This window comes from Candidatus Nitrosopumilus sp., from assembly GCF_029882185.1.
Classification (GTDB): Archaea; Thermoproteota; Nitrososphaeria; order Nitrososphaerales; family Nitrosopumilaceae; genus Nitrosopumilus.
In genome coordinates this window covers 1-11,510 of the sequence record NZ_JAOULD010000037.1, presented here as the reverse complement: position 1 = coordinate 11,510, position 11,510 = coordinate 1, and the positions used below count along the sequence as shown (strand labels likewise).

Genomic DNA, 11,510 nt, shown 5'->3' with positions numbered 1-11,510 from the left:
TTCTGTTTTCTAATGCCCTGATTTGCACATACATCTTCCAAGGCTCTATTCCTCTTTTGACTATCCTGCTTGGTGAAAATAGTACTTGGGCTCCTTTTTTTACAAATGTATTTGCAACATTAGGGAAAACCATGTCATAGCAGATTATTACTCCAAATCTACATGCAGTATTGAAAATTTTGGTCTCTTTTCCAGGCGTAACATTGTCTCTCTCGTAGTCAAAAGGATGGATTTTTTCCTGCTTTCCGATAAATTCGCCGTTTGGGCCTATGATTGGGGAGACTATTGATGTTCTATTTTTGGTAGTTTCATAGAATGCTCCTGGGATTACGGTCATGGAAAATTCTTTTGCTATCTTCTTAAATTCTGAAAATTCCTTCTCAAAATCACTGATCTCATTATTTCTTAGCCATTGTTCTGGCAGGCATACGATGTCTGTATTTAGCCTCCCTAGTTTTTTTAAAATTTTTGATATTTCGAAAATTCCTTTTTGATTTGTACTTTGTGGTTTGGTTTGTATTAATCCAAGCTTTACCATGAATCTATAATTTCTTTTCAGTAATTATAGTAGGCGCAATCATGCGATCTGCCAATAAAAATTCAATGTATTTTTTACCGCTACGAAAAATATCATATCATAACAAGAAAAATTAAGCAATTATGTCAACTAAACTTGTTAAGCATCGATTATCCTACGTAAAAAGAAATTACTAGTATTGGTTCATGTAAAAAAAGTCGAGATCTTCGGTTTCAAATCATTTGGATTCAAGAATACTACTGTACAGTTTGAACCTGGATTAGTTTCTATTTCTGGACCAAACGGTTCTGGTAAAAGTAACATTTTAGATGCAATAATTTTTGCAATGGGTGAAAATAAACCCAAAGTTATGAGGGTCGATAAATTACGATCACTGATTCATGATATTGAAGGAAATAGACGTGGACCTAAATTGGCAAGATCTAGTGTTCACTTTGATAACTCTGATAGAAAAATTCCAGTTGATTCTGATATTGTTGAAATTACAAGAGAAATGGATGGCGCTGGTGAAAATACCTACTATCTAAACAAAAAGAAAACAAACCGAAGTCATATTCTAGATTTACTTGATATGGCAAATGCTGGATTGGGACAATTAAACGCAGTTCAACAAGGTACTGTAACTAGAATTTCAGAATTCACTTCCGAAGAAAAAAGAAAAACAATTGAAGATTTAATTGGCCTATCATATTTTGATGATAAAAAAACTGAATCAGTAAAACAACTTGATGAAGCAGATAGGAGACTTGAAATTGCTCTTGCAAAAATGGGCGAAATTAAAAAAAGAATTGATGAATTAGAAGAAGAAAGGAATCAAAAATTACGACATGATATTTTGGAACGTGAATTAAATCGCTATAAGGCAATAGCTGCTGCTAACAAAATGAAGGTAATTTCTGCCCAAAAAGACTCAAAAGAAGCAACATTAAGGGAATTGACTACCGAAGTCACTTCACTTGATGCCGAAAGAAATGTTTTGAGAGAAGAAATCACTTCTTTAGAAACTGAAAAAACAAAGTTAATGGCTGAAGCAAATGATTACAATAGAGCAAAAGCCTCACTTGATGCAGAAATTAGTACTGCAATGGAACAATATGAAATAGACAACACTGCAATATCTGCATCAAAGAAAAGAATAGAGCAAATCAATGCCAGATTGCCTGAGATTCAAAATGAAATTGATGAAATCAATCAAGTTAGAAGTGATATTGACGTACAAGTACAAAAAATTAAAAATTCTATTGAAGAAACTAATATCAAGAAAAGTAAAATTAATGATGATCTTGAAGTAATTGATACTCAAAGAAATAAAATTCTTACCGAACAATCAGAGGCCGCTGCAAAAAAATCTGAAATTGACAATAAAATCAAAACTCTCACAGGACAACTAAATGATGCTAAACTAAAACTTTCTAAAGTTTTACATGAACAAGATGAATCTAAAACCAAAATTAATGTAAACACTGCCAAGCTTTCTGAATTAGAAAATGATATCGTTCAACTAACTGGTTATCAATCCCAACTAGAAACTATGTTAAACAATCATAATGCATCAATTACTGAATTAAAATCTAGAATTGAAAAATTACAGACAAAAAAATCTAAACTAAATAATGACATGGATGAACTTGGATTAATTTTAGAGAAATCAAGTAAAGCTGCAAATCAATACGAATCAAAAATTAATACCGTCAAAGGATTTATGCATGAAGATTACACTGTTGCTAAATTAAAAGAAGATGCAGATAAGCTTGGTATTGAAGGACTAGTTTATGAGATGATCTCTTGGGACAAAAAATATGAACGTTCTGTTTTAGCAGTAAGCTCTGATTGGATTAAGGCAATCGTCGTTAAAGATTTTGCAACACTACTTGGTATTGCTGAAGTTGCTAGAAGCAGGAAACTTCCAAAACTAAAAATAATTCCACTTGATGCAATCCCAAAATTCTCTCTCTCATTACCTAAGGAATCTGGAGTTGTAGGAATACTTGCAAACTATGTATCATGTGATCCTGCTTATTCTTCTCTCAAAACATTCCTGTTTGGGAACATCATTCTTACTGAAAACCGAGAATCTGCTTATAATGTCTCTCAAATGGGCTATAAATCAGTCACACTTGATGGTGAATTTTTTGAGGCAAAAGGAGGGACAGTCGTAATTGATATTGATTCCAAAATTTCAAAACTTACAAAACTTATCTCTATGAGTAGTGATATTGATGGATTATTCCAATCAATCAGTCTAATTAAAAAATTCATGTTGAAGAAAAAGTTTTCATTAAAAAAATTAGAAGAGTCTATTCAATCATATGATGATAGACTATCAATCTCTGAAAATTCTCTAACATCTGCATCTGAAAATCTCTCTAATCTCAAATCTAGAATTGCATCGGCAATTAACATGAAAGAACAACTAACAAAAAGAATTTCTGAATTAACTTCTAGAAATAATGCTATTGAATCTGAAGTAAGTACTACTGAATCTCACATAGAATCTTTACAAGAAAGAATTACAATTGTTGATGAAAACTATGCTAGTGGAGAACAGGATAGAATTGCAAATGAATTGTCTAGAATAAATATTAAAAAATCTGACATTGAAAAATTATACACTACAATTATGAATGAATATCGTGATAAATCTTCGCAACTAACAACACTTCAAACTCAATACCATCGAGAAAAATCTCAGTCTAATCGCCTTGATGATGAAACTAATTCGTTGAATCTTGAACGTCAAGAACTAGAAGCAAAAATTCAAGAATTAGAAAAACAAAAGGAACCAAAGAATGCTTTATTGGTTTCTTTACGTCAAAAAGAACAGGAATTAATCTCCACATCTGGATCTTCTATTGGACATCTGAAAGAATTTGATGATAAACTCAAAGTATTATCTGAACAAGATCGTGAATTGACAAAGCAGATCAATACTTTAGAACGACAATCTGATTCCCTTAACCGTGATTTGCATGATTTAATTGAAAATGAGGCTAAATTACAACAAATTTTGTCTGCATTTGGATTTGACAAAAATATGGAAACATTTGATGTTGAATCTATTGTACAAGGATTAACAACTGAATTGGCATCTCTTAACGCACTAAATGCAAAAGCTCCTGAAACATATCTTGAAGTATCATACGGATACCGCTCAATGTCTACAAGAAAGAATTCTCTTGAGGCAGAAAGAAACTCTATTGTTAAATTCATTGAAGATATTGAAAAAGACAAACGACAAACTTTCTTGGATGCCTTTGACAAAGTCGATAAAGAAATTCGCTTGATTTTCAATAAAATGACTGAAGGTAATGCGTGGTTAGAACTACAAAATGAAGATGACCTGTTTAATTCTGGAATTTCTTATTTGATTCAATTTCCAAATAAACCAAAAAGAGAATCCACTTCCATTAGTGGCGGTGAAAAAACTTTAGCTGCTATCGTGTTTGTTCTTGCGTTGCAAAAACTAAAACCTTCTCCATTTTACTTGTTTGATGAGGTAGATGCACACCTAGATGCTCCAAACTCTGAAAGACTAGCAAAAATTTTAGAAGAAAGATCTAAAGAAAGCCAGTTTATCATGGTGTCTCTAAAAGATTCTGTTATCCAAAAAGCAAAACTGATCTACGGTGTATTTCCAAAGAATGGTGTCTCAAATGTTGTTACGTACAAAGACAAACGTCTGCCATCTGTAAAAACTTCTTAGTTTATCTTCACAAAACATGCAGAATAGTGTTCGTTATTTATTATCTTTAATTCTGGCTCTTCTATGCATTTGTCAATTGCGTATGGACACCTTGCTCTGAATTTACACCCTTGTTCAATTTCTGTTTTAACTGGTTCTTTAATTCTGATTTTTCTTTCTTTGTGTAGATTGTCTGGATCTGGCTCTGAAATTGCATCAATTAATGCCTGAGTATATGGATGTCTTGGCTTGACAAGAACTTGGTCTATCGGACCCATTTCTACAATCTTACCTTTATACAAAATCCCTATTCTTTGTCCAAAATATCTTGCAGTAGCTAAATCATGTGTAATGTAAACAAATGAAATATTGTATTTCTTCTGTAATTCTTGCATTAATTCCAGCATCTCTGCTCTAATTGAAACGTCTAACATAGAAACTGGCTCATCTGCAAGAATCACTTTTGGTTTTAGTGCAAGTGCTCGTGCTAATACTACTCTTTGCCTTTGTCCTCCTGACAACATGTGTGGATATCTTTTTAGAATATCTTCGGCAGGCTCTAGTTTTACTTCTTGCAAGACCTCGATTACTCTTTTGATTCTGTCTTCTTTGTTTCCAATGTTGTGTATCTCAAGTGGTTCTGACACAATGTCTTTTATTTTCATTCTCGGGTTGATGGAATCATATGGATCTTGATGGATCATTTGGCAATTCATTCTAATTCTTGCTAGATTTTCTTTTTGATCATCAATTTCATGTCCTTCAAAAAATATTTTTCCAGAATCTAATTTGATTGATTTTAGAATTATTTTTGCAATTGTAGATTTCCCAGATCCCGATTCTCCAGCTAAAACAAAAACTTCTCCTTGTTTTATGGCAAATGACACATCGTCTGTTGCTTTGACTGTGACTGATTTTGCTCCAAACATTCCCTTTTTTATGAAATATTTTTTTAGATTATTCACTTTTAATATTTCACTCATTGGATATCTCTGGATTAAGTGGTATATCAAGAAATATTTTTCATGCGTAAACTTTGGGATAAAGCATTTATGTTAAATGATGACCACACTAATACTTGAACAAAACTGTACAAAAAAACCTAGATTACAAAAAATTTGTTGTTGATTCCAATCTTCAATACTTTAAACCCCATGCTAGTAAAATTGAAAAAACTTTTGCTGACGAGATCTCTTTCAGCCTTGATAGGAATTCTAAGTTTATTCCTCCTAAATTTTTCTACGATAAAAGAGGCTCTGATTTATTTGAAACCATATGCTCTCTGCCAGAATATTATCCTACAAGGACTGAGATTCAGATTTTAAAGAATTTGCAGGACGAATTGCCTTCTTTTATAGATGAGTCGTTCAGACTGGTTGAGCTTGGAAGTGGTGCCTCTGTAAAAACTAGGCTGATTCTTGATATTTTTACAAAATTACAGTCTAAAACAGAATACTTTCCGATAGACATATCTGAAATTTTGACTGAAAGTTCTGAACAGCTACTCCGGGATTATGACAGTCTTCACATTACTGGTATCGTTGATACTTATGAAGGCGGATTAGAATTCCTTAAAAATTACGATGATAAAAAAAATCTAATCCTCTTTTTGGGTTCTAGTTTTGGTAATTTTTCCCACTCTGATGGAAAAGAATTCTTGGAAAAAATAAATTCAACAATGAAGTCTGGTGACTTGTTTTTAATCGGCTTGGATTTGGTAAAAGACTCTGAAATTTTAGAATCTGCATATGATGATTCACAAGGCGTCACTGCTAAATTCAATCTTAATGTTCTCTCTAGAATTAATGATGAACTTGATGCTGATTTTAATTTGAATAATTTTTCACATCATTCATTATACAATAAAGAAGATCAAAGGATTGAAATGTATCTGAAATCTCTTGTAAACCAGTCTGTATTAATTTCAAAATCAAATCTGTTACTGGATCTCAAAAAAAATGAATTGATTCATACTGAATACTCTCACAAGTATACTCTGGAACAAATCAATGATCTTCTTGAAAGTACTGGTTTTAAAATTAATCATGTTTGGTTGGATGACAAAACATACTTCTCTCTTACCCTTGTCTCAAAAAACTAAATATCTTCGGCACATCTGAATCCTGAAAATAACCAACGTTCATCCAATCTGAAGAAATTTCTGTAACTTCCCCGAATTGACATTTCCGGAGTTCCAAATGATCCTCCCCTCAAAACTTTTTGATTTGTAAACCATTTATCGTTATATTCATCAAATCCTGACTTGAATCCTGGATATCCTGTAAATTCGGACGAAGTCCATTCCCATACGTCTCCAATCATTTGTTGACATCCTGAATGACTTGTTCCTTGGGGATATGCTCCTACTTCAGAACAGCCCCAATTGTATGATTCAAGTAAATTGCATCTTTCCTTTGTAGGGTTCTGATTTCCCCATGGAAATGTGGTTTTTTCCTGCATTTCTTCATTCCAACATGCTGCTTTTTCCCATTCTGCCTCAGTCGGAAGCCTTTTTCCTGCCCATTTACAATATGCATCTGCCTCATAGTAGCTTACATGACATACTGGCTCATTTGGATTGATTTTTCTAATTCCCAAAAAGTTTCTTACATGCCATACGTTGTTGATCTTTTCCCAATACATTGGGGCAATCCATTTGTTTGCTTTGACCTTCTCCCATCCATCTGATAGCCAGTATTTGTATGTCTCATACCCACCATCCTCAATAAATTCTTGATATTGCCGGTTAGTTATTGGAAAAATATCTATTTTGTAATCATTAAGGAACACTTTGTGTTCTGGTAATTCTATATCATAACAAAATTCATCTCCTTTATTGCCCATCATGTATATTCCTCCTTTGATTTGAATTGATTTTGTTTCTACTCTGATTGGAGTTGGTCTGCTGCTTTTATTTACAGGTCTGTATTGCTCTGCAAGTAAATGTTGTAAGTCATATACTAGAAGTTCTTGATGCTGACATTCATGATGAAATCCCATGACTATCAACTTGATTGCATCTTCATTCAAAATTTTGGATTTGATAAATTTCTCAACTCTCTGATTAATCGTGTTAAAATACTGAAATATCTGATCTGTTGTTGGCCTTGACACTACTCCACGTAATCCTTTATCATGCGGAACCCCAAATTGTTGGTAATACGAATTCAGATACTCTGAAAATTCTTTTGAATAAAATTCATAACTTTTGTCTATTTTGCTCATAATTGCTTCATAAATCCAACTTACATGACCGATATGCCATTTTGGCGGACTCGTAAAAAATGCAGTCTGAACGACGAAATCATCTTTTTCCAGCGTCTTTACAAGCTCTAATGTCCTGCTTCGTGTTTCTTTAAACTGATTTAGCAACGAATTGTCCGAGTCTAACTCTGGGTTTGAAGTCATAATTAAAAAAATTATTTTTTCTATTATTATGTTTGTTGGGTGTTGTAGACTAGTATCCTCTTGCAAAAACTGGTATTGATACACTTTGTTGTTGGCAATAAATGCATTTTTTGCATGTGTTTTCACTTTCAAATGGGATTACTCTTATTTCAGCTCCTGTCTCTTCTTTGATTTTTTCCTCACATTCTAATTTTCCGCACCATGGTGAACTGAAAAATCCTCCCTTTTCAATTTTTGATTTAAAATCTGTATAATCTGAAATTTCAATTGTGTTGATTCTTGCGGTTTCTTTAGCTTTCTTTAGCATCTCTACTTGAATTTCATCTAGTATTGTGGGAATTTTCCCTATTTCGGTGAATCCTAAGCTCTTTTTCTCTGAGTTGTGTCTTTCTGCAAGAATAACGCTCTCATTTTCCAAGTCTTTAGGCCCTATTTCGATTCTTAGCGGTACTCCCTTTAACTCCCAGTCATTGAATTTGTATCCTGGAGACAACCCTTCTCTTTCATCTACGTGTACCCTGATGCCTTTAGATTCTAATTCTTTTTTGATCTCTTCTACTTTTGAAATCACTTGATCTTTTCCTTCATCGTTTCTATATATCGGCACAATTACTACCTGCATTGGAGCTACTTTTGGCGGCAATACCAGTCCTTTGTCATCCCCATGAACCATGATCATTGCCCCAATCAATCTCCAAGAAACCCCCCATGATGTTTGCCATGCAAAATGTTCCACGTTGTCTTTATCTGCAAATTTAACCTCAAATGGCTTTGAAAAATTCTGGCCAAGGAAATGCGATGTGCCCATCTGTAATGCTTTTCCGTCTGGCATTATGGATTCCATGGTTGTTGTATATACTGCTCCGACAAACTTTTCTTTTTCACTTTTTTTCCCTGTTGTAACAGGAATTGCCAACTCTTCTTCGACAGTATTTTTATAAATATCTAAAATCTTCATCACCTCTTTCTCTGCTTCTTCTTTTGTGGAATGTACTGTGTGTCCTTCTTGCCACAAAAATTCTGACGTTCGAAGAAATGGTTTTGTGGCTTTGATCTCTGCTCTTAATGCTGTGTTCCAAAAATTAATTTTTAATGGCAAATCCCTCCAGCTCTGAATCCATTTTGAATAAAGTGTGTAAGCTAGGGTTTCTGACGTTGGCCTTAATGCAAGCCTGTCTCCTATCTCGTTGGTTCCTGAATGAGTAACCCAAAAAACTTCGGGATTAAAACCCGCAAAATGTTTTTGCTCTTTTCCCAAGAGTGACTCTGGAATTAGTATTGGCAAAAATCCATTTCTGATACCGTTTTTTGAAAATTTATTATCAAATGTACTTCTAAGTGACTCCCAAATTGAATATCCATCTGGTCTGAGAACGATCAAACCTTTAACCGGAGCATAGTCTGCAAGTTTTGCTTTGAGAACTACCTGCGTATACCACTCACTAAAATCATCTTTTTTTGAAACCGTTATTCCTACGTCTTCTTTAACCAAACTAGAATTGATGGAATTAATTTAACTAATGAGCCTTTCGTGAGAATCTGAATAACTAGAGTTTGTCGCCTTTACAAAGTACTTTGCCCATAACTCTGCTTTGGAAATTTGGACATACGAAACACTGTATGAAATGAATGTCTTCTTTCAGAACTGGACAGTCAACAAATTCTTGCTTCATTTTTTTGAGCATTTTTGGGCTAACGCCTTTTAATTTTAACTTCCCTTTTTCATCCATCATTCCTGATGCTTTTAGTTCTTCTTTGACTGGGTCTGGAAGTTTTTGTCTGCCTTCTCTTTCTTGAATTACTACTTCAAACTTGTGTTCTAATTCTTCTGTCATGTATGGTGTATCCTCTTCGGTGATTTATTACTAGCGTTTTTTAGATCTAAAAACAGTTCAAACTTTAATTAAAAGAACTATAATGGCGTTTAAACACTAGTATTCTGACAGATTTAGGTATGTATGATGGGAAAGGTAAGCCAAGAAGTATTTTGATCTTTGAGCAACACGTTCAGAGTGAGAAAACCCGAGAGCAGTACATATCATCTAAGAAAGTTTGCAGAATATCACAAACTAAAATCAATTGACGGTATTATGTTCTTGAAAGACCTCAAAGAAAAGAGAGAGGATTATGTCATCTTATTCAAAAATAAGCCAAGTGTGAGTGCTTTCATTGCTTGCTCACCTTTGGTGTTTCATCATATTGCAGCAATGGTTCTTTTTTGGTTCTTCTGGTTTGATTATGGGTGCACTCATTCCAACAGTTGCCGTACTGGTGGTTGCATGCCCCTGTGCACTTAGGGTTGAAAACTTATTGTTATCGTGTCATTGGTGACGTTTGTTTTGCAATCCTTGTCCAATGTGGTTCTGATCAAGGATTCAAAAAGATGCTTCAAAAACAACGAGCCCTTCTTCTGAAGGTCATGATGTACGCTAAACGTTACTTTTCCTTCTGTTTCATCCAGATTGCATCTTCCATAGCCACAAAGATCAAAATAGATTTTGATAAAATCAGTTACGGTTCTTGAGCTGATCTCTTTCCATTTGAACAAGATGAATTCCTTTATCTCCTGGCTTCCGCATCTTGTTGCAATGTCTATTATGTTGTTCTCATCCATGACATCTAGCATTCTGCGAAACGTGTCTGTGCTCATTTGCAATGTGCCGAATTTTTTGGCGTATAGTTCAAACTCCACATAGTTGCCAAAAATCTGATTGGCAAGTGTGTTAAGACTTGTCTTGTTTTCTTCAGCTATCTTTCGCAGCACTTTTTCATATTCTTCATTTATTCTAAAGGAGATGCTTGATGTCTTTTTGCTGCTCATTGTATTGATAGTTTTGAATTTTTACTGTTTTATCAGTCTAGCTGCACTTGACCACATTGTGGTCTGACACAATATATCGGATTTTGCAGATGTTTACCATATGGGCAGAACATGCAGAGGAATATGCATTTACTCCAAAGGCGCTCCGATGAGCAATGCAAAGCGATATGAGTATGGTCAGAAGCGCTGCAGTTATTGTGGCTTGTTTTTGGACACTTCTGAGATCAGGTGTCCTTGCTGTAAGACAATCTTGCGAATAAAATCACGTGGTAAAAATCATAGATTCGACTAGAGTATGATTTGCCATTCCAGATTATCTTACAATTATGTCTAAAATTGCAATTGACCACACTGTAGTCTTCCTGATTAAATCCAAGATCGACTAATACATAGCGAGGAGAAATGTACAAACAAAAACAAACAGAAGGAAGACTATCGCGACGCGTACTATTGTCTGCAATGATTGCAGGGATTGCTGTTGCCGTGGTTTTCACAGTAACTCCGTGGAACTATATTCCTACAGAGGTTACTGAAGACGTGACTGTCGTTGCAAACATGGAATACGGCTGTGTTGGAGAATCACAACATGGAATGATTGTGGTTGTACCTGAATGCAGTGCACAGGCTGGTGAGACAGTATCTGCCACATTCAATGTTCCTTCGGGAAAATTAAACGGATACTGGGAAGAACTTGAACAAAGACAAAACCCAATGGTGGATACATGGGACAGAAACGTTAGCGGGTCTGGCATCTCACCATAATTTTTTATTTAATTTTTTAAAACCAAATTCATCTTTTATCCTACAAATTTCCATGTGTGAAATAAAGTATTATCATGCATTTACTAGTCATTCAAATTGTTTTATCTGTAACTTTCATCGGTGGAAACCAGATATGAAAAAACTGTGTTTTGTTTTAATGCTCTGGTTACTAATTATTACATATGAACCCAAATGCATATGTTGGATTTTTCACATTGTATATTATGAGCATAATACTGTCTACAACCCCAAACATAGAAGGAAAACAAATAGTTCAAACTCTTGGATTGGTCACAGGA

Annotated in this window: 9 protein-coding genes; 3 read left to right on the top strand and 6 right to left on the bottom strand. The window is 34.3% G+C overall.

Annotated elements, in window-relative coordinates; genetic code table 11:
- Positions 1 to 538 (bottom strand): carbon-nitrogen hydrolase family protein (locus OEW78_RS08335; protein WP_300326835.1); only part of this gene is annotated, 538 nt, incomplete at its 3' end.
- A gap of 178 nt (positions 539 to 716) precedes the next feature.
- Between OEW78_RS08335 and OEW78_RS08330 the strand changes: the two genes are divergently transcribed.
- On the top strand, positions 717 to 4,241 hold the full coding sequence (locus OEW78_RS08330; RefSeq protein WP_300326833.1) for a chromosome segregation SMC family protein: 3,525 nt from the start codon (positions 717 to 719) through the stop codon (positions 4,239 to 4,241).
- Here OEW78_RS08330 and OEW78_RS08325 read toward each other — a convergent pair.
- The gene (locus OEW78_RS08325) at positions 4,238 to 5,203 is read right to left on the bottom strand and encodes an ABC transporter ATP-binding protein (RefSeq protein WP_300326831.1); all 966 of its coding nucleotides are present in this window, start codon (positions 5,201 to 5,203) and stop codon (positions 4,238 to 4,240) included. The genes OEW78_RS08330 and OEW78_RS08325 overlap by 4 nt on opposite strands.
- A 95-nt stretch (positions 5,204 to 5,298) precedes the next feature.
- Here OEW78_RS08325 and egtD point away from each other — a divergent pair, with 95 nt between their 5' ends.
- Positions 5,299 to 6,321, top strand: coding sequence for an L-histidine N(alpha)-methyltransferase (egtD, locus tag OEW78_RS08320; protein ID WP_300326830.1), 1,023 nt, complete (start codon positions 5,299 to 5,301; stop codon positions 6,319 to 6,321).
- Here the strand turns inward: egtD and egtB are convergent.
- The 4 genes from egtB to OEW78_RS08300 form a co-directional block, all read right to left on the bottom strand.
- Complete coding sequence (egtB, locus tag OEW78_RS08315) at positions 6,318 to 7,628, bottom strand: ergothioneine biosynthesis protein EgtB (protein ID WP_300326828.1); 1,311 nt, start codon at positions 7,626 to 7,628, stop codon at positions 6,318 to 6,320. The two genes, egtD and egtB, sit on opposite strands and share 4 nt — an antisense overlap.
- Before the next feature lie 49 nt (positions 7,629 to 7,677).
- Positions 7,678 to 9,120, bottom strand: a complete 1,443-nt coding sequence (proS, locus tag OEW78_RS08310) for a proline--tRNA ligase (RefSeq protein ID WP_300326827.1) — start codon at positions 9,118 to 9,120, stop codon at positions 7,678 to 7,680.
- Between the two features lie 55 nt (positions 9,121 to 9,175).
- Entirely contained in the window at positions 9,176 to 9,463 is a 288-nt protein-coding gene (locus tag OEW78_RS08305; RefSeq protein WP_300326826.1) for a hypothetical protein, read from the bottom strand.
- Positions 9,464 to 9,921: 458 nt separating this feature from the next.
- Complete coding sequence (locus OEW78_RS08300; RefSeq protein WP_300326825.1) at positions 9,922 to 10,449, bottom strand: hypothetical protein; 528 nt, start codon at positions 10,447 to 10,449, stop codon at positions 9,922 to 9,924.
- Between the two features lie 402 nt (positions 10,450 to 10,851).
- Here OEW78_RS08300 and OEW78_RS08295 point away from each other — a divergent pair, with 402 nt between their 5' ends.
- The gene (locus OEW78_RS08295; RefSeq protein WP_300326824.1) at positions 10,852 to 11,211 is read left to right on the top strand and encodes a hypothetical protein; all 360 of its coding nucleotides are present in this window, start codon (positions 10,852 to 10,854) and stop codon (positions 11,209 to 11,211) included.
- Positions 11,212 to 11,510: the final 299 nt, after the last annotated feature.

Bases quoted from the DNA above. Each gene is read 5' to 3' on its own strand.
- OEW78_RS08325 (WP_300326831.1), bottom strand. From the start codon at position 5,203: ATGAGTGAAATATTAAAAGTGAATAATCTAAAAAAATATTTCATAAAA.
- egtB (WP_300326828.1), bottom strand. From the start codon at position 7,628: ATGACTTCAAACCCAGAGTTAGACTCGGACAATTCGTTGCTAAATCAG.
- OEW78_RS08305 (WP_300326826.1), bottom strand. From the start codon at position 9,463: ATGACAGAAGAATTAGAACACAAGTTTGAAGTAGTAATTCAAGAAAGA.
- OEW78_RS08300 (WP_300326825.1), bottom strand. From the start codon at position 10,449: ATGAGCAGCAAAAAGACATCAAGCATCTCCTTTAGAATAAATGAAGAA.
- OEW78_RS08295 (WP_300326824.1), top strand. From the start codon at position 10,852: ATGTACAAACAAAAACAAACAGAAGGAAGACTATCGCGACGCGTACTA.